The sequence below is a fragment of the Marinobacter sp. S0848L genome (assembly GCF_023016065.1).
Classification (GTDB): Bacteria; Pseudomonadota; Gammaproteobacteria; order Pseudomonadales; family Oleiphilaceae; genus Marinobacter.
The window spans coordinates 1-26,155 of sequence record NZ_JALKAQ010000012.1 but is presented as its reverse complement, the minus strand read 5'-3'; the positions used below and the strand labels follow the sequence as shown (position 1 = coordinate 26,155).

Annotated in this window: 21 protein-coding genes; 8 read left to right on the top strand and 13 right to left on the bottom strand. The window is 54.8% G+C overall.

The features are described 5' to 3' along the window. Positions 1-59: 59 nt before the first annotated feature. Entirely contained in the window at positions 60-1,325 is a 1,266-nt protein-coding gene (locus tag MWU64_RS13085; RefSeq protein ID WP_247064836.1) for a malic enzyme-like NAD(P)-binding protein, read from the bottom strand. Positions 1,326-1,540: 215 nt separating this feature from the next. Beyond that, a complete protein-coding gene (gene rpmE, locus MWU64_RS13080) occupies positions 1,541-1,762 on the bottom strand; it encodes a 50S ribosomal protein L31 (protein WP_114335865.1) in 222 nt (73 codons plus the stop codon). 231 nt (positions 1,763-1,993) lie between these two features. Here rpmE and MWU64_RS13075 point away from each other — a divergent pair, with 231 nt between their 5' ends. From MWU64_RS13075 to hslU, 6 genes are all read left to right on the top strand, one after another. Then, entirely contained in the window at positions 1,994-4,165 is a 2,172-nt protein-coding gene (locus MWU64_RS13075) for a primosomal protein N' (protein WP_247064835.1), read from the top strand. Positions 4,166-4,374: 209 nt separating this feature from the next. Further along, positions 4,375-6,111: a hypothetical protein gene (locus tag MWU64_RS13070; RefSeq protein ID WP_247064834.1), complete on the top strand. Its 1,737-nt coding sequence runs from the start codon at positions 4,375-4,377 to the stop codon at positions 6,109-6,111. A gap of 140 nt (positions 6,112-6,251) precedes the next feature. Further along, a complete protein-coding gene (gene argS / locus MWU64_RS13065) occupies positions 6,252-7,937 on the top strand; it encodes an arginine--tRNA ligase (protein ID WP_247064833.1) in 1,686 nt (561 codons plus the stop codon). Between the two features lie 7 nt (positions 7,938-7,944). Then, positions 7,945-8,592: an SPOR domain-containing protein gene (locus tag MWU64_RS13060; protein WP_247064832.1), complete on the top strand. Its 648-nt coding sequence runs from the start codon at positions 7,945-7,947 to the stop codon at positions 8,590-8,592. Positions 8,593-8,654: 62 nt separating this feature from the next. After that, on the top strand, positions 8,655-9,185 hold the full coding sequence (gene hslV / locus MWU64_RS13055) for an ATP-dependent protease subunit HslV (protein WP_247064831.1): 531 nt from the start codon (positions 8,655-8,657) through the stop codon (positions 9,183-9,185). An 11-nt stretch (positions 9,186-9,196) separates the two neighbouring features. After that, on the top strand, positions 9,197-10,525 hold the full coding sequence (gene hslU / locus MWU64_RS13050) for an ATP-dependent protease ATPase subunit HslU (RefSeq protein ID WP_247064830.1): 1,329 nt from the start codon (positions 9,197-9,199) through the stop codon (positions 10,523-10,525). Between the two features lie 83 nt (positions 10,526-10,608). Here the strand turns inward: hslU and MWU64_RS13045 are convergent, their stop codons facing one another. From MWU64_RS13045 to MWU64_RS13035, 3 genes are all read right to left on the bottom strand, one after another. Continuing rightward, positions 10,609-11,850: a patatin-like phospholipase family protein gene (locus MWU64_RS13045; RefSeq protein ID WP_247064829.1), complete on the bottom strand. Its 1,242-nt coding sequence runs from the start codon at positions 11,848-11,850 to the stop codon at positions 10,609-10,611. A 91-nt stretch (positions 11,851-11,941) separates the two neighbouring features. Beyond that, positions 11,942-14,239 (bottom strand): phosphoenolpyruvate--protein phosphotransferase, encoded by a 2,298-nt coding sequence (gene ptsP, locus MWU64_RS13040; protein WP_247064828.1) that lies wholly within the window; start codon positions 14,237-14,239, stop codon positions 11,942-11,944. Positions 14,240-14,251: 12 nt separating this feature from the next. Then, positions 14,252-14,782 carry an RNA pyrophosphohydrolase gene (locus MWU64_RS13035; protein ID WP_114335856.1) on the bottom strand — a complete coding sequence of 177 codons (531 nt, stop codon included), beginning with the start codon at positions 14,780-14,782 and terminating at the stop codon, positions 14,252-14,254. Between the two features lie 182 nt (positions 14,783-14,964). On the opposite strand from MWU64_RS13035, the gene MWU64_RS13030 reads away from it, so the two are divergent. Continuing rightward, positions 14,965-15,621: an HAD family hydrolase gene (locus MWU64_RS13030; RefSeq protein ID WP_247064827.1), complete on the top strand. Its 657-nt coding sequence runs from the start codon at positions 14,965-14,967 to the stop codon at positions 15,619-15,621. Positions 15,622-15,775: 154 nt separating this feature from the next. On the opposite strand, the gene MWU64_RS13025 is transcribed toward MWU64_RS13030, so the two are convergent. The 3 genes from MWU64_RS13025 to MWU64_RS13015 form a co-directional block, all read right to left on the bottom strand. Next, entirely contained in the window at positions 15,776-16,972 is a 1,197-nt protein-coding gene (locus MWU64_RS13025; protein WP_247064826.1) for a class I SAM-dependent rRNA methyltransferase, read from the bottom strand. Positions 16,973-17,158: 186 nt separating this feature from the next. Beyond that, on the bottom strand, positions 17,159-17,551 hold the full coding sequence (gene gcvH / locus MWU64_RS13020; protein WP_247064825.1) for a glycine cleavage system protein GcvH: 393 nt from the start codon (positions 17,549-17,551) through the stop codon (positions 17,159-17,161). Positions 17,552-17,598: 47 nt separating this feature from the next. Further along, positions 17,599-18,489 (bottom strand): LysR family transcriptional regulator, encoded by an 891-nt coding sequence (locus MWU64_RS13015; RefSeq protein ID WP_247064888.1) that lies wholly within the window; start codon positions 18,487-18,489, stop codon positions 17,599-17,601. Between the two features lie 114 nt (positions 18,490-18,603). Between MWU64_RS13015 and metE the strand changes: the two genes are divergently transcribed. Next, positions 18,604-20,874: a 5-methyltetrahydropteroyltriglutamate--homocysteine S-methyltransferase gene (gene metE, locus MWU64_RS13010; protein ID WP_247064824.1), complete on the top strand. Its 2,271-nt coding sequence runs from the start codon at positions 18,604-18,606 to the stop codon at positions 20,872-20,874. Between the two features lie 72 nt (positions 20,875-20,946). Here the strand turns inward: metE and MWU64_RS13005 are convergent, their stop codons facing one another. The 5 genes from MWU64_RS13005 to MWU64_RS12985 form a co-directional block, all read right to left on the bottom strand. Then, a complete protein-coding gene (locus MWU64_RS13005; protein ID WP_247064823.1) occupies positions 20,947-21,552 on the bottom strand; it encodes a DUF2931 family protein in 606 nt (201 codons plus the stop codon). Between the two features lie 9 nt (positions 21,553-21,561). Beyond that, positions 21,562-23,640: a DUF2235 domain-containing protein gene (locus tag MWU64_RS13000; RefSeq protein WP_247064822.1), complete on the bottom strand. Its 2,079-nt coding sequence runs from the start codon at positions 23,638-23,640 to the stop codon at positions 21,562-21,564. Between the two features lie 142 nt (positions 23,641-23,782). Then, the gene (cpdA, locus tag MWU64_RS12995) at positions 23,783-24,589 is read right to left on the bottom strand and encodes a 3',5'-cyclic-AMP phosphodiesterase (RefSeq protein ID WP_247064821.1); all 807 of its coding nucleotides are present in this window, start codon (positions 24,587-24,589) and stop codon (positions 23,783-23,785) included. Between the two features lie 174 nt (positions 24,590-24,763). Next, positions 24,764-25,249, bottom strand: a complete 486-nt coding sequence (locus MWU64_RS12990) for a DUF1249 domain-containing protein (RefSeq protein WP_247064820.1) — start codon at positions 25,247-25,249, stop codon at positions 24,764-24,766. Beyond that, a complete protein-coding gene (locus tag MWU64_RS12985) occupies positions 25,246-25,866 on the bottom strand; it encodes an NUDIX domain-containing protein (protein WP_247064819.1) in 621 nt (206 codons plus the stop codon). Before MWU64_RS12985 ends, MWU64_RS12990 begins: the two co-directional genes overlap by 4 nt. Positions 25,867-26,155: the final 289 nt, after the last annotated feature.

The following is a 26,155-nucleotide window of genomic DNA, read 5'->3' as shown; positions in this document are numbered from 1 at the left end:
CAAAAAACCGGCGGGATCACCGCCGGTTTTTTTATGCTTGAAGCTGAACTACATCGGGGTTAGATGATGTCGTCCATAGACTTCAGCGGGTAGTGCGCAGGATAAGGCTGACCGGCTACACCGGAGTCCACAGCAGCACGAGCTACCGCAGCAGGTACAACTTCCAGCAAACGAACATCCATCGGCTTAGGAATGATGTAGTCCTTGCCGAATTCCAGGCTGTCTACGCCGTAGGCTTCACAAATTTCCTGAGGCACAGGCTCTTTCGCCAGTTCGCGGATAGCATTAACCGCTGCCACTTTCATTTCTTCGTTGATGCAGGTCGCACGAACGTCCAGAGCACCACGGAAAATGAACGGGAAGCCCAACACGTTGTTCACCTGGTTCGGGAAGTCCGAACGACCGGTGGCCATGACCAGATCATCACGGGTGGCCATTGCCAGCTCGTGATTGATTTCCGGATCCGGGTTGGAGCATGCAAAAACGATCGGGTTCGGAGCCATCTTCTTCAGCTGTTCAGCAGACAGAAGATCAGGGCCAGACAGACCCAGGAACACGTCGGCGCCATCGATGGCGTCATCCAGTGTGCGCTTGTCTGTGTCGTTCGCAAACATCGCCTTGTACTGGTTCAGATCATCACGACCAGAGTGGATCACACCCTTGCGGTCGAGCATGAAGATGTTTTCAGAACGAACACCACAGCTGATCAGCAGCTTGGAGCAAGCAATCGCGGCTGCGCCGGCACCCAGGCAAACAACCGTGGCATCTTCAATGTTTTTGCCCTGCAGCTCGAGGGCATTGATCATGCCAGCGGCAGTAACAATCGCAGTACCATGCTGGTCATCGTGGAAGATGGGCACGTTGCACTTTTCGATCAGTGCACGCTCGATTTCAAAGCACTCAGGGGCTTTGATGTCTTCCAGGTTGATGCCACCAAAGGTGTCCGCGATGCGCTCAACAGTTTCAATAAACGCTTGCGGGCTTTCGGAATTAACTTCGATATCGAATACGTCAACTCCAGCAAAGCGCTTGAACAGTACGCCTTTGCCTTCCATTACCGGCTTACTCGCCAGAGGACCGAGGTTACCCAGACCCAGGATAGCGGTACCGTCAGAGATAACGGCTACCAGGTTACCCTTGGCAGTATATTTGTATGCGTTCTCGGGGTCCTTCGCGATCTCGCGGACCGGCTCGGCAACTCCAGGACTGTACGCCAGAGATAGATCGCGGGCTGTTTGAGTAGGCTTAGTGACTTCTACACTCAGCTTACCCGGCCGCGGTTTGGCGTGATATTCAAGGGCTGCTTCTTTCAGATCTTGAGACATTGCCACTGTTCCGTTTGTCACGTTTAAAAGTAAAAGCCGCCAGACCTCAGGTCGACGGAGCGCGACATTATGGCGCGCTCATCTAAAAACGACAAGCTAAACCAGAATATTTTATGACCAGTCAATAGGGCATTTCGCTTACTAAAACGATTAATGCACAAATTCCGGGCACAAAAAAAGCGCCCGCAGGCGCTTTTTTTACATTCCGGCTAAGCTCAGTCTTTCTTAGCACCGATACGACCACCGAAACGCTTGTTGAACTTATCGATACGACCACCGGTGTCCATAACCTTCTGCTTACCAGTGTAGAACGGGTGGCACTGGGAGCATACGTCCAACTGCAGGTCGTGACCAACAGTAGAGCGGGTTTTGATCACGTTACCGCAAGAACAGGTAGCAGTGATGTCTTCGTACTTAGGATGAATACCTTCTTTCATGGCGAACCTCTTTCGGGCATGCCGCTACCTGATCACCGCCGGATAAACCGTTTTTGGGTCAGGCACCGCAATTTTGAACAATTGAAAGACCGCGCACTACCACGCCCGGCCAGAAACAGACCGCGAATCTTACTGGCAAAGCTGACCACAGGCAAGTATCTTCCGCAGTGTCTACTACGTCAAAACCATCAGCCGGCGCTATATCACCGACTTTCAGGATACGCAGATACCGTGACACAGCCCAAAACCGCACGCATCGCCTTGAACCGCCCCTTGCGCCGGCTGTTCGATTACCGCATCCCGGACAACCTGGAGCTGATACCCGGCCAACGCGTTAAAGTACCCTTTGGCCGACAGACATTGACCGGCCTCGTGGTTGAAATCGGCGTGCAGCCACCAGAAGGCATCAACCTGAAGCCCATACAAGCAGCGCTTGAGCCATGGCCCACACTTCCGGACGACACCTTTCGCTTGCTCAACTGGGCCAGCGACTATTACCAGCACCCGCTGGGCGAATGCCTGTTTACCGCCCTTCCCCCTGCGCTCAGGCGCGGCCGGCCCGCCGCCCTGAAACCGGATGAACAGTGGCAAATCACCACAACCGAAGCGGCACTGCCTGCAAACGCCCATCGGCAAGTGGCACTCTTCAACACCATAAAGGCCGCGCCCGGCATTACCTCCAGCGCCTTGGTACAATCGGGGTACAGCCGCGCCCAGATTCGCTCACTGGAACAAAAAGAACTGATCCAGCAATACATCACTACAAGCACACAGCCGCGCACGCCAGAAGCCGCACTTCCCGCTCCCGTGCTATCCGACGCCCAACAAAAAGCCGCAGAACAATTGCCCGAAAGCAACGAACGGTTTTCCGCCAGCTTACTGTTCGGCATCACCGGAAGCGGCAAAACCGAGCTTTACCTGCACTATTTAAAAACCCGTTTGCAGCATGACGAACAGGCGCTGGTACTGGTACCGGAAATTAACCTGACACCACAAACCGTCGCCCGGTTCCGCCGCTATTTCGGCAACCGCATTCAGGTATGGCACTCCGCGCTAAACGACGGCGAACGCCTGAGCACCTGGCTAAAAATTCGCAACGGCGAACCTGTCATTCTTATTGGCACACGATCGGCCGTGCTACTTCCTTTTACCCATCTTCGCACCATCATCGTGGACGAAGAACACGACAGCTCTTACAAGCAAGGCGAAGGCTTTCGTTACTCCGGCCGAGATGTGGCGGTGTACCGCGCTCACCTGAACCAATGCCCGGTTATTCTGGGTTCGGCAACGCCTTCTCTGGAATCCTGGCACAACGCCAGCCAAGGCAAATACAACCTTGCGAGACTTGAGCAGCGAGCGGGCAATGCCAGGCCGCCCGAGCTAACCCTATTGGACATTCGCAGCCGCCCATTGGAAGCCGGGCTCGCCCGCCCGGCTTTGACCGCTATAAAGGAAACACTCGATCGCGGCGAGCAGGCACTGGTGTTTGTGAATCGCCGAGGCTTCGCCCCGGTCATGATGTGCTTTGACTGCGGCCACATGGAAGAATGCCCCCGCTGCGATACCCGCCTGACTTACCACCGGCGCGACCGAGCCATGCGCTGCCACCACTGCGACTACCAAACCGCAGCAAGCCACACCTGCCCGAAATGCAAAAGCGAAAACTTCAAACCGGTGGGCCAAGGCACCGAACGTACGGAAGAAACGCTGGCGGAACAGTTTCCGGACACCCCCATCGTTCGAGTAGACCGGGACAGCACACAGCGCAAAGGCAGCATTCAGGCCATCCTGAAAAAAGTAAACAGCGGCGAACCCTGCATCTTGGTGGGCACCCAAATGCTCGCCAAAGGTCACGACTTCCCTAACGTTACCTTGGTTACCGTAGTCAACGCCGATGGAGGCTTGTTCAGCGTAGACTTCCGTGCGCCGGAACAGATGATTCAAACCCTGCTGCAAGTCAGCGGCCGGGCCGGCCGTGGCGACAAACCCGGCAAGGTGATTATCCAAACTTGCCACAGTGACCACCCCCTGCTGAACGCGCTGTGCCAAGGCAACTACCCCGCCATTGCGGACCAGCTTCTAGCCGAACGGGAATCCGGACTCCTACCCCCCTTCCGCGCGATGGCCATCCTGCGCGCTGAAGCCGACACCATGCAAAACAGCCTGCAACTTCTAGACTCACTGAAACCCATGGCCGGCACACCCGGCATTGAGGTTTGGGGCCCACTTCCCGCCGTAATCGCCCGAAAAGCAGACCGGCACCGCGCCCAACTCATATTGGTGAGCGATCATCGCAAACAACTTAACCGATTGCTCACCTATCTATGCCAGCATTTGGACCAAACCAAACTGCCCAGCAACACCAAATGGATGGTGGATGTAGACCCGCAAGAAACCGGCTGAAGCAAGCAAAAATGCGAAGCAGCGCATGCCGTGCAAAACGTTACAATCTTTTTCACAATTTTGACCGAGCGAGCATTCCATTTCTGCTGGCTGTGCTATGATTTTCAGCAACCTAATCGATAAAGCTGAATAAAAACTGAGGTTGCGGTTCTCTCGCAGGGAATGCGCAGCGAAAAGGCTTTTGCTGTAACGAACACTGGAGATAAATAATGTCAGGGAAAATCCTTGCGCGCATGTCAGCGTTGTCGCTGGCTGTAATGCTGGCCGCTTGCGGGGGGGACGAGAATTCGTCGCCTATAGTGAATGTAAACTCAGGTGAGGATAGTTCAAGCGGAACGACATCCGGAGGGGAGCAAGGAGAAGCAACACAAGTAACTATTGCCCTCGGTAGTGGAAGTGATGATTCGTTTATAGAAGGGCAACTTTCGGCGACACCATCCTCAATTCCCGCAGGGGGGGCTAGCATACTAGGGCTATCAATCGTCAACGCTTCGGCGGGTAATTCATTACTTGCAGGCGAAGAAATTTCTGCAGAGTTCACTTCGCGATGCATCTCATCTGGAGAGTCCTCTATAGCCTCACCCGCAACTACCAATTCTGGCTTAATTGAAATTGAATACCAGAGCAATGGATGCTCAGGGGATGATGTCATCACTGCCACAGTAGAGAATGCGACAGCTCAGACAACAATATCCATTGAGGCAGCCAGCCCATTCAGCCTATCAAGTAATCCACCTATTCCAGAGTCTATAGCCCCTGTGGGGAACGCCAACTCTGCACGACCGTCAACGTCGGTCGTTACCTTTAATGTGATCGACGAAGATGGCAATCCAGTCAGGGGGGCAACCGTAAACTTTGAACTGAGCTATTCTGAACGAGCCAACCCTGCGGTAGAAGACGTTCGCTTAGATCGAACAACCGCCACATCCGGTCCAGGCGGTGAAGCTACTGTGCGTGTGCGAGCCGGTCAGCAGAACACTGTAGTAAGAGTAATCGCGACTATCTCTCGAAAGGATGGCAGCACTGTTGCCGTCCCGTCCCCCCCCCTTTCGATCAACTCGTTCTTGCCTGATCAAGACAGCTTCTCAATGAGCATCAGCAACTTCATGCCAAATGCTCAAAACTACAACAATCAAACAACAGAGATCACGATAAACGGCGGGGACCGATTTAATAATAACGACTTGGAAGATGGCAATGCTGTCGTCAACTTTATTGCTTCTGGCGGTTCGATAGACAACTATTGCATATTGGACAACGATGGCATCTGCACCGTCACTTGGCGCAGTACTGATCCTCGCCCCGCCAATGGGCGAGTAGCTATCTTAGCCAGGACTGTAGGTGACGAGAGCTTTCGTGATCTCAATAGCAATGATGAATTCGACAATGGAGAGTTTTCTCCGGAGCCCGGAATTACCTTTGAGAAAGGCGAAGCTTACTTAGACTTCAATGCTGACAGATCATACTCAGCAGGCGTAGACCAATATTTTGACTACAATGGCGACTCAGCTTATAACGGTCCCAATGGAACTTACGACGGGTCGGCCTGCCTCAGCCCAGATTCGAATGACTGTACAACTGGACCGGTAACAGTCTGGGACCAAGGCCTTATAGTTATGGCAAGCGATTCGGGCATAAATGGTGCATTGGCTCCTGGCGGCGCTGCTGATGAATATTGCATGACGGCGTCAGCTACAACTAAAGCAGGGCAGCCTGTTCCACTCCCAGTTGGCACAACAATTAAGTTCGAGATTACGGATGGTGAGATTCTATCTAGCGTCACCTCGTTCACACTTGGGAACACTTACATCTCAGGCAACACTATAGAGGCGTGTATTCTCGCGAAAGAGGATGATGATCCTTCAACCACAGCTCTCCTTAAAGCCATTGTCACACCGCCTGCTCCGTACTCAGGTTCACCGATAGAGTTTTCTTCTACTCTTTAGTCTCAGCTAAACACAAAAGCCCGGCCTAACCGCCGGGCTTTTTGCTTACACTCCAACTTTCCGCGATAATACGCCTCTTCTATTTTCAACGGGCGCCCTGCCCTGACACCCACTCTTCTGAAAACCGAGTCGCCTGACGCATGAAAGAGACCGTATCCGAGCTTCTCCAGTCCGCACTGGCCACCCTTCAATCTGAAGGCACTCTGCCGGCTGACCAAACCTTCACGCCGCAAGTTGGCAATACCAAGGACAAATCCCACGGGGATTACGCCTGTAATATTGCTTTGGTGGCTTCCAAAGCCGCTGGCTGCCCTCCGCGAAAACTGGCCGAGGCTTTGATCGCCGCGTTACCAGAAAGCGATGCGGTCTCAAAGGTGGAGATTGCTGGGCCCGGGTTTATTAACTTTTTCATGAGCACCGCCAGCGCCTTCGGCATCGTGAACACGATTCTGGGTGAAGCGGAGCAGTTTGGCCGCAACAACAACGGCAAGGGTGAAAAGGTTCAGGTGGAGTTTGTTTCCGCCAACCCGACTGGCCCGCTGCATGTGGGTCACGGTCGTGGCGCGGCGATCGGCGACTGCCTGTGCCGCTTGCTGGAAGCCAACGGTTACGATGTTACCCGTGAGTTTTATTACAACGATGCCGGTGCCCAGATCAACAATCTGGCGCTGTCGGTTCAGGCCCGGGTGAAAGGCCTGACACCTGAGCACGAAAGCTGGCCGGAAGACGGTTACCGGGGCGATTACATTGTTGACGTAGCCAATGCCTACCTGGCCGGTGAAACCGTGATCGCGGACGACCGGGAAGTCACAGCCAAAGCGGACCCCGATGACCAAGCCGCCATTCGCGAATTTGCCGTTGCCTACCTGCGCCGGGAACAGGATCTGGACTTGAAGGCCTTTGGCGTTCAGTTTGATGTGTACTTCCTTGAATCTTCCCTGTACGAAGACGGCAAGGTGGAAGCTACCGTTAAACGCCTGCAGGAAAATGGCTACACCTACGAAGATGGCGGCGCCATGTGGCTGAAGACCACCGAATTCGGCGACGACAAAGACCGCGTTATGCGCAAGAAAGACGGTGGCTACACCTACTTTCTGCCAGACGTGGCCTACCACCTCGATAAGTGGCAGCGTGGTTTCACCACCGTGATCAATGAGCAAGGTGCAGACCACCACTCCACCGTTACGCGGGTTCGCGCGGGCTTGCAGGCACTGAAAGCCGACATCCCTCAAGGTTGGCCAGACTATGTTCTGCACCAGATGGTGATGGTCACCCGTTCCGGGCAGGAAGTGAAAATCTCCAAGCGTGCCGGCAGCTACGTCACCGTGCGTGATTTGATCGATGAAGTGGGCCGCGATGCCACTCGCTTTTTCCTGGCAGCGCGCCGGGTAGACTCCCAGTTGACCTTTGATATTGATCTGGCCCGCTCCCAGACCAATGAAAACCCGGTGTATTACATCCAGTATGCCCACGCTCGGATTTGCAGCGTATTGCGCAAGCTGGAAGCCGAAGGCGTTCAGCGTGGCCGTACCGAGTGTGTGGGCGACCTGAGCCTGCTGACACTGGACGAAGAAAAAGAGCTGGCGAACCAGTTGGCGAAATACCCGGAACTGATTGCCAACTCCGCCGCTCAGCGTGAACCGCACCACCTGACACACTACCTGCGTGATCTGGCTGGGCAGTTCCATACCTACTACAACGCTCATAAGGTGCTGATTGAAGACACCGCGCTTCGCGATGCCCGGGTGAGCTTGTACTTGGCGGTGCGCCAGGTGATCGAGAACGGCTTAGGCCTGCTGGGCGTAAGCGCCCCAGAGGAGATGTAAGCAGCTCATGGCCAGAGATTATGCCAAGAAAGACCGACCTTCCGGCAAAGGTGCTGCTGCGCCCCGAAAGCGACATGCCCCGGCAGGCAATAAGCCTGCGGCTAAGCCGAAACGCAGTGCGCCTTCGCACTCTCAACAGGGTGGTTTGTCTGTGAAGTGGATTCTGTCTCTGGCCGCTGTCGGCGGCTTTATAGGTTTCATTGTGTATTTGAACACGCTGCCCACGGGGCAGGAGGTTCAGCAGGTGTCGCCGTCGCAGGCACAACAAGCGCAACCCAAAGCCCCACAGAAGCAGCCCCCGGCGCAAACCGCGCGCAAAGAGCGTGATTTCCGGTTCTACGAAATGCTGCCCGAATCGGAAGTGGTTCCGCCCAAGGTTGAAGAATACACCCCCGGCCCCGCCAAGCAGGCCTACGATTATGTAGTTCAGTCCGGCTCTTTCCGCAGCAAACAAGATGCCGAGCGCCAACGTGCCCAAATTGCCTTTCAAGGCTTGCGCGCGCACGTTCAGCACGTGGTTCAGGACAACGGCAGCGAGTGGTACCGCGTGAACGTGGGCCCCTTCACCTCACGAAGTCAGATGAACTCCGCTGTTGATAAGCTGGTGGGTATAAATATTCAGCCTCTGGTTCGAAAGATTCCCAAGAAAGGTTGAATTCACTTCAAGCGCCTCCATAACGTCTGAATACCAATCTTCATCAGGCAACTGGAGCCAAAATGACTACGATTGTTTCCGTCCGTCGTGACGACGAAGTCGCTATGGGAGGTGATGGCCAGGTTTCACTGGGCAACACCGTCATGAAAGGCAATGCCCGCAAAGTACGCACGCTGTATAACGGCCAGGTGATTGCTGGATTCGCCGGCGGCACCGCCGATGCCTTCACCCTTTTCGAGCGCTTCGAAGCCCAGCTGGAAAAGCATCAGGGCAACCTGACCCGAGCGGCCGTAGAACTTGCCAAAGACTGGCGATCCGACCGAGCGCTGCGCAAGCTGGAAGCCCTGCTGGCCGTGGCCGACAAAACCGCCTCATTGATTATCACCGGTAATGGCGATGTGATTGAGCCCGAACAAGGTTTGATTGCCATTGGTTCCGGCGGCCCCTTTGCTCAGGCTTCCGCCCGCGCATTGCTTGAAAACACCGATCTGAGTGCACACGAAATTGCCGAGAAGGCTCTGGAAATTGCAGGAGACATCTGCATCTACACCAACCAGAACCGCACTCTGGAAGTGCTGCCCATCCAAGACTGACCGGAGCGACCATGTCTGCAATGACTCCCCGTGAAATCGTTCACGAACTGAACAAACACATCGTGGGCCAGCAAGAGGCCAAGCGCGCCGTCGCCATCGCCTTGCGTAATCGTTGGCGCCGGATGCAGCTGGACAGCAGCCTGCGCGATGAAATCACCCCGAAGAACATTTTGATGATCGGCCCCACCGGTGTCGGTAAAACCGAAATTGCCCGTCGCTTGGCGAAACTGGCCGATGCGCCCTTCCTGAAGGTGGAAGCCACAAAGTTTACCGAAGTGGGTTACGTGGGCCGCGATGTGGAATCCATTATCCGTGATCTGGCGGATATGGCCGTGAAAATGCTCCGTGAACAGGAGATGAAACGCCACGAGAACCAAGCGCTGGATGCGGCCGAAGAGCGTATTCTGGATGCCCTGTTGCCGCCTGCCCGTGATTTCAACGAAGACAGCGCCCGCAACAACGATTCCGCTAGCCGTCAGATGTTCCGCAAGAAACTTCGCGAAGGCGATCTGGACGATAAGGAAATCGATATTGATCTGAGCAGCGCTGGCCCGGGTGTAGAAATCATGGCACCGCCGGGTATGGAAGAAATGACCAACCAGCTGCAGAGCATGTTCTCGAACATGGCCTCGGACAAGCGCAAAACCCGTAAGATGAAAGTGGCAGACGCCATGAAGCGGGTGAAGGAAGAAGAAGCCGCCAAGCTGGTGAACGAGGAAGAGATCAAGCAGAAGGCGCTGTTGGCCGTTGAACAGAACGGTATCGTGTTCCTGGACGAGATCGACAAGGTGGCCAAGCGCTCTGAAAACACCTCGTCGGACGTATCCCGAGAAGGCGTTCAGCGTGACCTGCTGCCCCTCATTGAAGGCAGCACCGTGAGCACTAAGTACGGTGCCGTTCGGACCGATCACATTCTGTTCATCGCCTCGGGCGCTTTCCACCTGTCGAAGCCGTCGGATTTGATCCCCGAGCTTCAGGGCCGCTTGCCGATCCGGGTTGAACTGCAAGCGCTGACACCAGATGACTTCAAGCGGATTCTGACCGAACCGGATGCCTCCTTGGTGCAGCAGTACGAAGCGTTGATGGGTACTGAAGGTGTGAAGCTGAACTTTGCCGAAGATGCCATTGCCCGCATTGCAGAGATTGCCTGCAAGGTAAATGAAACCACCGAAAACATCGGTGCCCGCCGCCTGCACACAGTGCTTGAGCGTCTGCTGGAAAGCTTGTCCTTCGAAGCTGGCGACCAGGTGACTGACGGCTTTGAGGTAACGGCTGACTACGTTAACGAAAAGCTGGGCGTGCTTGCCGAAGATGAGGATTTGAGCCGGTTCATTCTGTAACCGCCTCACCCTCAACGCTAAAAGCCCGGATGACACCAATCATCCGGGCTTTTTTGTGTCCGTTCGCTTACTGGCTTTTCGTATTACTGCGCTTTGGAGAACAGATGCGTTACGTTACTCAGCCCGCTTGCCAAGCGACCTTTCTGCGCCTGTTTCTTCCGGCCTTTCGCCACATACAACGGTAACAGCTCACCGTACAAGCTGGTGCTGATGGTGCGCTGTTCGTCTTCCAAACGGTCGCGGCGGAGTTTGATGCCGTACTGTGCCAGCTTAGGCTCCAGCTCATCCGCACGATTCAGCAGATCCCGGCGGGTCATCTGATAGGCATGTTCACACACCATTCGGCGGCTCTGGAAGCTGAATACGTTGGAGAAGAACAGCTTGGCGTCGTCCCGCGTGGGCTCAAACAGCAGAATGTCTTTATCCGGATAGTCCCTGGCGTATTGGGCAATCCCCGACTGCATTCTTGAATACACCATGGTGCGGAAGGTCTGGGACAGCATGTTCGGCATACCGGAGTGCGTCAGATCACCAGCCTTCAACGAGCCTGCCCGCACGGCGGCGCTGGCATCGATGGGCACCTGTGGATTGATAGCAAATACCAGATCAGCCCCATCCTCAAACGCGACGGACGCATGCAAGCCCTTCCGAAGCGTGCCGTCCACATAATAGCGACCATCAATCTCCACCGGCACATATAGCCCCGGCGAGGACGTACTGGCCTGCACTGCCTTGGAAATCGGCACGTGATCAAACCCGGGTGCGCCAAAGCACACGGCATCGGAACTCTCTACATCCGCCGCAACAACATACAAGCTGCGCTTGAGTTGCCGGAAATCGTTGGTGCGGCCGAGCATGGTAAACGCGCGGCGCAGGTAATCGTGCAGCCCTTCGTTATCAAATAATCCCGCCGGTGCGGCCTGCGCCAGAATGGTCAGGGCTTCCAGCAAGCTTTGATCGTAAGGGTTGTTGATAAAGCGGCTAAACGCCGTGCTCAATAGCTTGGGCACAGCCAATAAGCGACTGCCAATCTCGCGAAATGCAGGGCGGTAGAACACATCCGGATGAAAGGGGTGCACCTCGGCCTCGTTGCGCACGAATATCCGGCATAGCTGCGCGGTGGTCACCTGATTGGCTAAGTGAGACGCCACGAACGATCCGGAACTTACGCCCACGTAGACATTCAGATCGTTAAAATCGAGGCCATCGAGGGCTTCGTCGAGCGCCCGCAGTGCGCCGATCTCGTAAATACCACCTAACGGGCCCCCGCCACCAAGGGCAAGGCCTATTCTGGGTTTTGGCTTGAGTTCGGTCGCGTCTGTCATCAACTATCCTTCGTAGGTACTACAGGTCAGATTAACAGTACTAAGCTACCAATTGGTTTTAGAGTAAACACACTAACTGCGCAAACACGCTCTAAATAGCAGCTGGTTCACACACGGGCGTTTTTACCGGACGAAGGTATCGGCCAAAGCCAGCGTTTCGAAGCGCCAGATCAACACAGCTTTTTATAACGTGCGGTGAATCCAGCAGCAGGACGTCTTGCAACAACTGAACGGCCCATTCCCGATCCACGCTTCGGATTACCGACTTCACTTTCGGCAGGCTGGCCGCGTTCATGGACAACGAATCGTAGCCCATAGCCATCAGTAACAAAGCGCCACCCGGGTCGCCCGCCAGCTCGCCACAGATGCCAACCGGCTTGCCCACGGCATGAGTGTCTTGAGCAATGCGCACCAAGGCTTGAAGAACGGCTGGATGGTAGGAATGGTACAGCTGGGCAACCCGCGGGTTGTTGCGATCGACCGCCAGCAAATACTGCGTGAGGTCGTTAGAGCCCACCGACACGAAATCCACGCGATCGGCCAGTTCCCGAATCTGGTACACCGCCCCCGGCACTTCGATCATCACGCCCACTTTGGGCATGTGAACATCATAGCCTTCCTCGCGAACCTCGTGATAAACCCGGTAGATCAGGTGCAGCGACTCTTCCACTTCGGAGACGTTGCTGATCATGGGCAGCATGATTTGCAGGTTGTTCAGGCCTTCACTGGCTTTAAGCATCGCCCGAACCTGCAACAGGAAGATTTCCGGGTGATCCAGTGTCACCCGGATGCCGCGCCAACCCAGAAACGGGTTTTCTTCCTGAATCGGGAAATAGGTCAGCGCTTTGTCACCACCAATATCCAGTGTTCGCATGGTCACGGGGTTCGGGGCGAAAGCTTCCAACTGCTCGCGATAGTATTCCCGCTGCTCTTGCTCGGAGGGGAAACGGTCTTTGATCATGAACGGCACTTCGGTGCGGTACAGCCCGATGCCTTCGGCGCCATGGGACAGTGAACGTACCACATCGGTCATCAATCCGGTGTTTACCAGCAAGGGCACCCGGTGGCCGTCCAGTGTTTCACAAGGCTTATCCCGCAGCTCTTCCAGCCCACGGAACAGTTCGTCTTCTTCTTCACAAATTGCCTGATAGAAGGCGCGCAGATCGGCCGAAGGCGAGGCGAAGATTTGTCCTTCGAAACCGTCCACCACCAGTTCCCGACCGCCTAACTGGTTGACGGGGATATCCACCAACCCCATAACGGTCGGCACCCCCATCGCCCGGGCCAGAATAGCCACATGAGAGTTACTGGAGCCTTTTACTGAAACCAACCCTACCAACTGCCCTTTCGGCACTTCGCCCAGCATAGCCGGGGTAAGTTCTTCGCTCACCAGAACGGTACGCTCGGGGTATTCCAGATGCTTTTGTTCGCCTTCTTGCATGTGGGACAACAGGCGGCGGCCCAGATCGCGAATGTCCACCACCCGTTCTTGCAGGTACAAGTCGTCCATCAGTTCAAAATGACGAATGTACTGCTGAATCACCTGCTTCAGGGCACCTTGCGCCCAAATGCCTTCCTGAATCTTGCTGACCACTTCGCCGGGAAGTGCGCTTTCATCGAGCATACGCAAATAGACATCAAACAGTGCCTGCTCTTCAGGACGAAGCTGCGAAGCCAAGCGGTTGGCCACGCGTTCAATGTCTTCTTTTACGGCTTGAACCGCGCTCCAGAACAGTTCCAGCTCGCGGTCAATATCGTCGGCGGGCTTATCCGGAACAACATCAAGGTCGGCAGAGGGATAAACCACTGTGCCCGTGCCGATGGCGACACCGGGCGCGCCCGGCACCCCGTTAAAACACACGTCGTGGGCTTCTTCACCGGTTAACGACAAGCCGCTGATGGCGCCTGTGGCTTCGCTATGGGCGATAACCCCGGCCAATTGAGCCGAGATGGTGACCAGAAAGGCTTCTTCACCCTCATCAAAGCAGCGGGAGTTTTCTCGCTGCTGCACCACCAGAACGCCCAATACCGCGCGGTGGTGAATGATGGGCACACCGAGAAACGAGCTGAAGCGCTCTTCACCGGTTTCCGGAAAGTAGCGATAACGCGGATGGGAAGGCGCATCTTCTAGGTTGATGGGCTCCTCACGGGAGCCGACAAGGCCGACAAGGCCCTCGGAATGGGCCAGACTGACATTGCCCACCGCGTCTTTGTACAGACCTTCGGTGGCCATCAGGATATAGCGGTTTGAGGCGGGGTCCAGTAGGTACACCGAACAGACTTCGGTTCCCATTGCTTTCTGCACTCGCGAGACAATGATATCGAGTGCCTCGTTCAGATCACGGGCGCTGTTTACCTCTTGTACAATACTTCGCAAGATGCCGAGCATTAGGCTAATCCATCATTTTTGGTGTTCCTTCAAACGCCGGTTTGACTCTCCTTTTTGCCACTGTTCCATATTGTGAAACAGTCTGGGGGCCAGTTCTCTCAGCGCGCGCCTGTACACTTCTCTTTTAAATGAAATCACTTGTCCCAACGGGTACCAGTAGCTCACCCACTGCCAACCGTCGAATTCAGGTGAATCCGTCCCATCTACGCGAACATGCGCATCTGGTGACAACATCCGCAGCAGGAACCATTTCTGTTTTTGCCCCACACATACGGGGTGCGAGTTGTGGCGTACCATCCGTCTGGGTAGCCGGTACCTTAGCCACCCTCGTGTACATGTGATGATCTCCACATCATTGGCACTAAGGCCAATTTCCTCTTCCAGCTCCCGGTACAAGGCTTCTTCAGGCGACTCGTTCGGGTTAATGCCGCCTTGCGGAAATTGCCAGGAGTCCTGCCCTATTCGCCTCGCCCAGAGCACTTCGCCCCTGTGGTTGGCCAGAATGATTCCGACGTTGGGTCTGAAACCGTCTGAGTCGATCACGGCACAGTCCTCGCATAGTCGGTGGCCGGTTGCTTTTCCAACCGACGAAATTTGTCCAAGTTGCTCTCATTCTTACAGAAACCCAATGGTTCAGCAAACGCTGCTGCGAGCAGTACAGCTTGTCAGAGCCGTGCTAGACTGTCAGCTTCGCTTAAAAGCCTGTGACAATGGGAGGACGCGGCTTGACGCTCGCAATTTTTGATTTGGACAACACTCTGCTGGCCGGCGACAGCGACCACGCGTGGGGCGAGTTTCTGGTGGAGGAAGGGTTGGTAGACCCAGAGGTATACCGTCAGGCAAACGATCGCTTCTATCAGGAGTACCTGAATGGCGAGCTGGACGTTTTCGAATACCAGCGCTTTGCTCTGCAACCGCTGTCCACCCACAGCATGGAAGAGCTCGAATCCTGGCGCGAAACGTTTATGGCGAAGAAAGTGCAGCCGATGATGCTGGAGAAAGCCGCCAAGTTATTGGCCGATCACCGCGCTCAGGGGCACACGCTGATGATCATTACTGCCACCAACCGATTTATCACCGAGCCGATTGCGGAGCTTTTGGGGGTGGATTACCTGATTGCGACCGAACCGGAGTTGGTGAACGGGCGGTTTACCGGCGAAGTGGCAGGAACACCGAGCTTTCAGGACGGCAAAGTGGTGCGCCTGAACGACTGGCTAGAGGCCTTCAATGAAACGTTGGACGGCGCGTGGTTTTACAGTGATTCGCACAATGATGTGCCACTGCTGAAATTAGTGCAGAACCCGGTGGCGGTGGACCCAGATCCAACGCTGGAGAAACTGGCTGTTGAGAGTGGCTGGCCGGTGATGTCGCTTCGGGATTGAGGTTTTAGAGCATCTTGACCCGGTCACCAACGGGGCAGCCTTTCCGGGATACGCGGTGAATACATCCCTGTACGCTCGACAAAATCATCCATGATTTTGACGATCCCGGAAAGGCTGCCCCGCCGGTGACCTACATTGGGTACTGCTTTCGTGTTTACAGAAAACCGGTCAGCGAACGCACAAAGCAAGATTTGATGTAATCGGTTTCAGGAATACCGGGCACAACCGGATGGTCCGGTGCCTGATGCCCCTGCTCCAGCAACTGTACAAAACGATCAATCTTGCGCCCGCTACCGCGGATGATGTCGATCAGCTTTTCCTGAGACAAGTGCATGGAACACGACGCAGACACCAGCAATCCATCCCGTTCCAGCAACCGCAACCCAAGCTGATTCAAACGAGCATAAGCCTGCTCACCGGCTTTCTGATCACGACGGCGCGGAATCAACGCGGGTGGGTCTAGCACCACGATGTCGAACTTTTCTTTCTCGTCCGCCAGCGCTTTCAACGCATCAAAGGCGTCCCCTTCGATGGTGTCCACATTATCCAACCCGTTCAGCTTGGCGTTGTGATGCACCGAATCCACCGCTGATGATGAAGCATCGACACAAGTCACCTGCGAAGCACCGGCACACGCGGCCTGAATGCCCCAACCACCGACGTAACTGAACACATCCAGCACCCGCTTTCCGGGCGCATAGGCCTGCAGCCGCTGACGGTTCATCCGGTGATCGTAAAACCACCCCGTTTTCTGCCCTCCAGCCAACGGCACCTCAAACTGCGCGCCGTTTTCTTCAACCCGCAAAATGTCCGTCTCTGGCCCATGGGCAAATTCCACATAACTGGAAAGCCCTTCTACCTTGCGCATCTTGCCATCGTTCTTCAGCACCACCACGCGAGGGTGCGCCAAACGCTGAACCGCCCGCACAATGGCGTCTTTCATCATTTCCATACCTGCAGTGGAGATCTGCACCACCACAACGTCATCAAAACGATCCACCACCAAGCCCGACAAACCATCGCTGTCGCCAAACACCCAGCGATAGAACGGCTTATCAAACAACCGCTCCCGCAACGAAAGCGCCGCTTCCATCCGGTCCGTCAACCGCTTGGGGGTCATCCCCTGTGCAGGTTCCCGACTGATCAAACGGCCACAAATCAGCGCATGGGGGTTCACAAACACCGTACCCAGCGGCTTGTCGTTCGACGCTCGTAGCTGAGCCTGAGCGCCGGCTTCGAACTCGGTTAATGGGCTGCGTTTGATGTCCACCTCGTTACTGTAAACCCACAAGTGGCCAGCACGGAGACGGCGTTCTGCGCCTTTGCGCAGGTAGAGAATCGGGAAATCCATTAATTAATTACCTGTGAGTTCATTCGTTATGAGGACTACTGTGCAGTTTGGGCGAGTTTCCGGGGGCAGGCCTCACGAAACTGTGCGGAGCCAGGGATGGCGGAGCCCAAGCGTCACATGGATGTGCCGAAGGAGCGTGTTTCGGGAGGCCCGCCCCCGGGAACACGCTTGCACCAACTTTCTGACTTAGCCTTCTGAAGCCACGTGCTCAGCGTACGCATCCGGATCCATCAAGCCGTCCAGCTCGCCCTCATCCGCCAGCTTAACCTTGAACATCCAGCCTTCACCATAAGGATCATCGTTTACAATCTCCGGCTCGTCCTCAAGCTTCTCATTCACCTCAAGAACCTCACCAGTCACCGGGCTAAACACATCCGAAGCCGACTTCACCGACTCTGCAACACCTGCTTCCTCACCGCCGTTGACGGTAGCACCCACTTCCGGCACTTCGATAAAAACCACATCACCTAACTGCTCCTGGGCAAAATCGGTAATACCCACCGTAGCGGTGCCATCAGCCTCAACCCGCACCCACTGGTGCGTATCGATATATTTAAGATCCGCAGGGATATTGCTCATAATCTGTGTGTCCTGTTGAAATTTTTTGCGCAGTTTAACCGAAGAGCTTAGTTCCAGCGAATGCTACGGGCCAGCTTCATAAATGCAACCAGATAATCCACTTCCTGATCCCGCTCACGAAAGCCCAAAAATATCTGTTTCGGCATACCTTCCTCGCCCAATCGCAACGCCTTGATCGGCATTTTCTGCGCGTATTCATCCACCAACCAGCGTGGCAAAGCAGACACTCCCCGGCCCGCAGCGACCATCTGCAGCATGATGTCGGTAGTTTCAATCGTTTTATGGAACGCCGGTGCCGCATGGGCGGGTAAAAAGAACCGGGTGAAAATATCCAGCCGCTCCGGTGCCACCGGATAGGTAATCAAGGTTTCACTGGCCAATTGCTCAGGCTCTACCCACTCGCTTTCCGCCAATGGATGATCGCTCGCCACCACCAACACCTGCTCGTAATCGAACACGGGCTCAAAACACACACCAGGACGATGCAACGGATCAGGCGTCACCAACAAATCGATATCATGGCCGAACAAAGCGCCCATTCCGCCAAACTGGAACTCTTGTTTCACGTCTACGTCGACATCCGGCCACTGCTGCAAATAAGGGCCGACCACCTTCAATAACCACTGGTAACAAGGGTGGCACTCCATACCCACGCGCAAGCTGCCACGCTGCCCTTTCGCCACTTGCCCAACCAGCATCTCGGCGTGTTCAAACTGCGGCAATAAACGGTTTGCGAGCGATAGCAGCTGCTCGCCCGCTTGGGTAAAGCGCAACTGCCGCCCTTCTCGCAACCAGACCGGCGTTCCCAATTGCTGCTCCAGCTTACGAATCGCGTGACTCAACGCGGATTGCGTCAAATGTAGCTGCTCGGCGGCAGCGGTAAGCGACCCCTGCCGCTCAACCGCTCGAAATATTTCTAAGTGACTACGCTCAATCATGCCCAAACCGTGAATTCTGCTCATGGATAGTTGAGATAATACCATTTTTATTCATCTCATAAACTTCCTAATCTAGCTCACCTACTTACCGCAGAAACCACTAAGGACAGCATCATGGTGACAACGCACAATCTCGGCTTTCCGCGCATAGGCGGTCAACGGGAACTGAAATTCGCACTGGAACAGTACTGGGCCGGCCGCAAAACCGAACAGGACCTCACCGCAACCGCAGCTGAGCTACGCCAGACTCACTGGCAACAACAATCTGGCCTCGACTTTGTGCCTGTGGGCGATTTCTCGCTCTACGATCAAGTACTCGACATGTCTGTCACGTTGGGCAACCTGCCAGCTCGTGCCGCGGACAAAGAAGGAAATGAATTAGACGCCTACTTCCGAGCCGCCCGCGGCCGCGGTGCCAACGACAGCCCCTGCTGTGCCATCGCTGCCGGCGAAATGACCAAGTGGTTCGACACCAACTATCACTACATCGTGCCGGAGTTCACCGCCGACACGGAATTCAAGCTAAACCCCGAGCGCCTTATTAACCAGTTGGCGGAAGCACAACAGCAAGGCGTGAAGGCGAAGCCCGTTATCATTGGCCCGGTTACCTACCTATGGCTAGGTAAAACCTCTGACGGCAGCAATCGCCTTGATCTATTGGAGCGCCTGCTTCCTGCCTATTCACAATTGCTGGAAATTCTCGCTGATGCCGGAGCCGAATGGGTTCAAATCGACGAGCCTGCGCTGGTAACCGAGCTGGATGCCAACTGGCGTTACGCGTTTAACCTGGCCTACCACCAGCTGAAAGCGAACCGCCCGAAGCTGTTGCTGGCCACCTACTTTGGCGAGCTGCGCAACAATCTGCAACTGGCCTGCGAGCTGCCGGTAGCCGGGGTTCATCTCGATGCCATCAGCGCCCCGGATGAAGTTAACCGCATTGCGGATTGGCTGCCGACGCACAAGGTGCTGTCGCTGGGTGTTATCAGCGGTCGAAACATCTGGAAAACCGATCTGAATAAAACGCTGAACTGGCTAGAGCCGGTGCACGAAAAACTTGGCGAGCGCCTGTGGCTGGCACCGTCTTGTTCCTTGCTGCACGTGCCCGTTGATTTGTCGCAGGAAACCGGCCTGGATCCGGAAATCCGAAACTGGCTGGCCTTTGCTCTGCAAAAGCTGGACGAGCTTCATGTGCTTACCCGCGCGCTGAACGAAGGCCGCGAATCGGTGCAACAGCAACTGACGCAGAATCAGGCAGCCATCGACAGCCGCCGCAACTCGACGCGCGTCACCAATCCAGATGTTCGAGCAGCGGTCGCGGAGATCACAACTGAACTGGGTAACCGCCAGAGCCCCTATGCCCAGCGTATCGCGCTTCAGCAAGAGAAGCTTCAGCTACCGGCGTTTCCGACCACGACCATTGGCTCGTTTCCACAAACTCCGGAAATCCGTCAGGCACGCCTGCAATTCCGCAAAGGCGATTTGGCGGCAGCCGACTACGAAGCCCAAATGAAGGCAGAGATTGAACGCTGCATTCGCAATCAGGAGGCCTTGGGTCTCGACGTTCTGGTGCACGGTGAAGCCGAGCGTAACGACATGGTGGAATATTTCGGTGAGCAGCTGGACGGCTACGCGTTTACCCGCTTCGGCTGGGTTCAGTCCTACGGTTCACGCTGCGTTAAACCGCCCATTCTGTTCGGCGACATCCGCCGCCCGAAAGCCATGACCGTAGATTGGATTCGTTACGCTCAGTCACTAACAGATAAGCCGGTAAAAGGCATGCTGACAGGGCCGGTGACCATTCTGAACTGGTCGTTCGTGCGGGACGACCAACCCCGCAAGGATTCGTGCCTGCAGCTGGCACTGGCCATTCGCGAAGAAGTTCAGGACCTGGAGAAAGCCGGCGTGGGCATTATCCAGATCGACGAAGCCGCTCTGCGCGAAGGCTTACCGCTGCGCCAATCAGACTGGGAAGGTTATCTCGACTGGGCGATCAACAGCTTCCGCATCGCAGCCAATGGCGTAGCGGACAGCACTCAGATCCACACGCACATGTGCTATTCGGAGTTCAACGACATCATCGAGGCCATTGCGCGCATGGATGCCGACGTGATTACCATCGAAACCTCACGGTCTGACATGGAGCTACTGGATGCCTTCAAGAGCTTCGAGTACCCGAACGACATCGGGCCCGGCGTGTATGACATTCACTCCCCCAACGTCCCCGACAAGGAGCAAATCATTAACCTGATGAAGCTCGCCGCGGAGCGGATTCCGGCGGAACGATTGTGGATAAACCCGGACTGCGGGCTTAAAACTCGGAAATGGGAGGAAGTGACTCCCGCGCTGGAAACGATGGTGGCCGCAGCGCAGGCGTTGCGGGCATAAATGGAGCTTCGAAGAGGGTGCGCCTTGTGGCGCGCCCTCTTTTTATTTTCGACGAATGAACAAAGTGATAAGTTACCAGCCCTCTACGGGTACGCCGTGTTCTTTGAGGTACGCGCCGTGCTTCTCGAGATAAGTTTTCGTTAAACCGGCAAAGTCTGCCGGGTCCCCTGGTAATTCCGCAGCAGACACTCTCAGCACTTCTTCTGCATTAGTCCGCTGACTCATTATCCACACTACAACCTCACCGCCGGGGGCAAGGCCGAGAACCAGCGTGTTCCTCGGCTCATACCCCGTTGACGCATCAGGATAGATATACGGGGCAGGTTCCATCATACGCTCCTGCAAATTCACCGGAATCCTGATTAAAGCCGAATAGTACTTTTGCTCTGCAAAAGAGAACCAACGCAACAACATAAGATTAGGGAACGGTTTTAACTCCCCTCCAGAGCCAGCCGGACCGTGCGCTCCAGCCCAACAACACCCTGTATGACCACCAAACGGCGCCCTCCACCCCCTCACGCCGGACTTTTCAAAATGAGCATCGATCACCCACATGTCGTAATGTACAGGTGCAGCTACTCGAACACCCCAATATCCAGATTCTTCCCTTAACGCCGCGCACCCCGTAAACATCAAATTCACAAGAACCAACACGATCATGTTTCTTGCATTCTTCATGATTAAACCTTATTCATTAGGGTGAGTTTCGCGCTCACCAGATAATGCAGGCGCGTTCGGACTGAAATTACGCCCGAATAAGACTGTCGTAGACACACCTCCCGCTATAAATTTCAACGGATTATAGTGCGAGGAATGATGTAAATATCGATGGCGTAGCAGGTTTATCTGCTTCGTGTCGAACGTCATTTCAGATCCACGTTTTCCCACTTCTTTAAGCCAGCTATCACTGATGCTCTCTAGCTCTGATGGTAGATCCAGATCAGGTCTTCGTGGAATTTTGATCAATGGGACCCCGGCCTGAACAGCCAAGCGATGCATTACCCGCAGTGGTATCCGCGAATACTCTCCTCGAATCTGCCGGAGCATTCTTAGCGACAACTCCACTCGCCCATCAGGTGCAGGATGATCAGACCTTTTTACATATACCGACATTCTAGGGGAGCCCTCCAGCTCCAGCTCATCCGGCACAGGTGCGTGTTTCGCCGAATGCTGTACGGGTAAGCTAAACTCACCAATCCATCCTTCGGAGAACTTTTTCTCCCTGAGAGCCTCAAGGTTATCCCACTCCATAGTTTTTTTCGGCCACTTATTACGATCTCGTGAAATCAGCCTGTAAGGACTTATCAACAAGTCCTCGCGCTGTTGATCGGGATAGCCACCACCTACGTCCGAGTGCGCACCAGGCAACGAAATGCCCAGGAAATTTCCTGGAATTTTTCCGTCTCTACTGCGCAGACTATTTAAAGTGAAATTTTTTCGGTACTCATCCAAAGCAACGAGGTGGACCGCTTTTCCCACTCCCTTTGGATCAAGATAAACCTGCACCGGATCATTTCTTCTATTGCTGGCCAAAAAATCGAATCTCACCGGATTTACAATCGCAGCTACCGTATCAAACAGACCAACAAAGCGAATAGATAGTCGTCGCGGCCATGCTAGTCGTGCTTTCTTGAACCTACGCCCTAACATTCCCGATGGTCCCCTATTGATTTCAAAGGCAGCATGCCGAGCCGCAGCTGCACCTCGACTAAACCCAAATAAATCGATGGTTAACGAACTTATCCGTTCGTGGATACTCCGTTCTTTTATCTGTCCAACCAAAGCATCAAACGCTTTCCCCACCTGATTAATGACGCCCGACTCACCAAGCCCAGAGATAGCAGCTAGGGTCGAATCTCCTGCGCCCGTTTTCGTTCCTACTCCCCGCGCATAAACAGAAAACTTGTAGGTGGCAACACCTTTCTCGGCGGTCAGCGATGCCTCATATAAATCCCCGAGCTTTGCGACGTTTGTCGGAGCATTCTCGTAACTTCCGCCCATCGACAACCCCAACCAATATGCACACTCTTCCTCCGACATCTCCCCTAGCTCGAAAGCCTGAACACACTCCTTGGCCACACGTTCCTCCAGTTCTCTCGAATTCTCGGCGTTATTCAAGGTGCCATCGGTGAAGATGCCGATTTCGAGGTGGATTTGCTGAGGGGCTTTTGTGGTTTCGGGTTCATTGTTTAGCGCTGCGGATACGGCAAGCGGTGCCACTGTCTGCGCGGGGAAACTCGTGTTTGAGTTTTGGGATGTGGATCGTTGGTGGCGAGCCTCCTCTTGCTGTTTCTCGCGATATTCTGCGTCAAACTGGCTGGCACCCAAGTGCCCTACACCTCCAATGCTTTGGGAAGCGAGTTGCTGCGGTGTAACGCCGTGTCGGTTCAGTGCATCCACGCCGCTGCGTATTTCGGAGTTAGCTACACTGTCACCTAAAGCCCACTGCCCCCTCCCATCGCCAGCGCTTCGCCAATAAACCACCGGCGCGAAGGGCTTACCATCAACCACCTCATGAACTAGCCAGAGTTCGCCTTGGTCAATTCGGCGCACGACCTCATCAACGAGCGCGGCACGGTAATTTCTTGAGGCACGACCACCGCCAGGAGACGCGTGGGATCGTCCCAGTAAATGCTCAAAATCGCTGCTGCTGGCGATATGTGCATGATCAAGGATCAGGCTTTTAGTTTTGGCGGCGGCAAAAAACGGGGATTCCAGCCTGGGCAGATCCGCGGCACGCAAATCCCAGGTGCTAACAATTTTCATGGCTCGTCATCCGTTGACTGAGGGCATTCATCCTTGTGAAATCGTATTCACAACGTTGCTATTGTAACGCACTGATCATCCCGATCAGTGAACTGCCTTCCAATGGCATGCTGCAGGCTTGAGGGAGGAGAAGGTTTTGCGGTCAGTACCCGGAACTGTTTTCGTCCAGTTCGAACTCAAACCGGGTCGCCCTGCGGACTTCTGTCGAAATAGTTCCTGAAGGGGTTAGTTCGATCCAGCGATATCCCGGCGCACGCGGTTCAACCGAGAAGTCACTGGCTCCGGCGGTGAACTGTATACAGGTAGAGGGAGTAGCGAGTAATTGAACGCCATTCCGTTGTTGGTGCAGCTCTTGATGGATGTGCCCCCATAACACAACTTTCACCTGTAGATGTTTATCGATAATCCGCCAGAAGGCTTCCCGGGTTTTTAGTCCAATTTTATCCATCCAATCGGAATGAATATCCACTGGATGGTGGTGAAGGCAAACCATGGTGGGCAGTTCAGTATGTTCGGAAAGTGCGTTGTTGAGGTGGGTCAGTTCTTGCTCTGACAACTCACCAAAGACCTTTCCATGAACGGAAGAGTCGAGCATGACGAAGTGCCAGCCGCCCTGTGTCCACTGGCGCTGATCGGCCTGAAATTCGGCGGCAATCGCATTCATCACAGGGGTATCGTCGTGGTTTCCGGCAATCCAGAGAGACGGACAATCAAAGGCTTGTAGCTGCTCTCCAAAATAACGGTAGGCTTCAACGGACGCATCTTGCGAGATATCACCGGTGGCCAGCACTAAATCTGGCTGGCCGTGCACTTTCAGGACTTCGTCAATAACCGCCGCCAGGCTGTCGCGGGTGTTTACGCCCAGCAAAGCTCCGCCTGATTGTGCGGTCAGGTGGGGGTCCGTCAACTGCAGCACCCGTAATGGGCGCTTAGGATCAGAGTGGGTCATACAAGCCCTGCTGTTGTCTCTGCAAACGTTTATTTGTTCTTAGTTTACGATGCTTGGCGCTCGCTGCATTGGCTACGAATTAAGGGTATGTCACATTCTCGCCAATTACGCCTGATATTTTGCAGTATTTGACAACCATGGCACAGGATAAGGTGCCTGCAACGACATTTCGGCTTAGTCTCCACCCTGACCAGCTGTCCAGGCAGCCTGCTCCAAAGGCAGATGGCCAAAACGCAGACAATAATCCAGCCAGTCGGCAAGAAAACCGTTGATCTGAACCTTTTCATCGGGATGGTGCATGAAGCGGTTCGGATAATCATTCACCGGGGCAATGTGGCGATGGCGGTAACAACTGATCACTTCCGCCATGGTGGCATCGTGGTAAACCCGAACCGTCATTTTAGGATTATTCAACCACCGGCCGCTGTTATGAACTTGTTCCAGTAACAAGGTTTCGGTAAATCTCGCGGTTTGCAGCCGCTCAATACGGACCCGCCCCAAGTACTGATCTTCCCGGTGCAATTCTATTTCGCACACGGCCTCGTCTTCAGCGTCAAGCTGCCTCAGTTTGCGCAGCCGATGGTAGTTGCCATCACACAGTGCGCCGAGTTGGCGTAAGTCGGGGACGTATCGTTTTGGCCGTTTCACCCATTCGGTCATGCCCGCCACTCCTTTCGCAGCCGGTCCCGATTCAGTTGCAGCCATTGAATGGCGATGATGGCAGCGGCGTTGTTGATGCGGCCATCGGCGATCATGGCGAAGGTTTCTTCGGCTGAAACCACATGGGAGAGGATGTCTTCATGTTCGTGCTCTACACCAAATACACCTCCGGCATTGGCGGTGCTGATTTGCCCGCAGTAGAGGTGAATCATTTCGGTGGTTCCACCGGGCGATACCATGTAATCACAGATTTTATCGAGCCGGCTAAAGCTAAGGCCCGCCTCTTCTTGGCCTTCTCGTTGCGCGACGTCTTCCGGGCTTTCGCCCTCTTCGTTCATACCAGCAACGAGTTCAAGCAACCAAGGTGATTGGTTGCGGCCCAGAGCACCGAGGCGGAATTGTTCAAGTAGCACGACTTCGTCGCGTTCCGGATCGTAAGGCAGGACGCAGGTGGCATCGCCGCGTATAAAGAGTTCGCGAGTGAAAGTGGGCATTTCACGGCCATCGAATCGCGGGTGGGTCAGCCAGAGTTTGTCCATACGAAAGAAGCCCTGGAAGACGGTTTCGCGTTTTTCGACTTTTACGTCGTTGGCTGTGAACTGGAACGGTTGTGGCATCGGTTCTTCCGGTTTAGTCATCGGTTTTGAACGATAGCCGTTATTGTGGGGAGGCTGCAAGTTACGGCCGTAGCCTGTGCGTTTGGTGTTAGGCAGACCTTGGGATAGGCATTCCAAAAACCGCTCCTGCGGCACATCCATGTGGCGCTTCTGCTCCGCCATCCATGGCTGCGCACATTTTTGGAATGCCTATCCCAAGGTCTGCCCCTGACTCCGAGCAGTTCGTAACGCTAAAAAGCCTTTTCCGATAACACTACAGAAGTTTAATTGAGCCGGGGTGGTGGGGCGG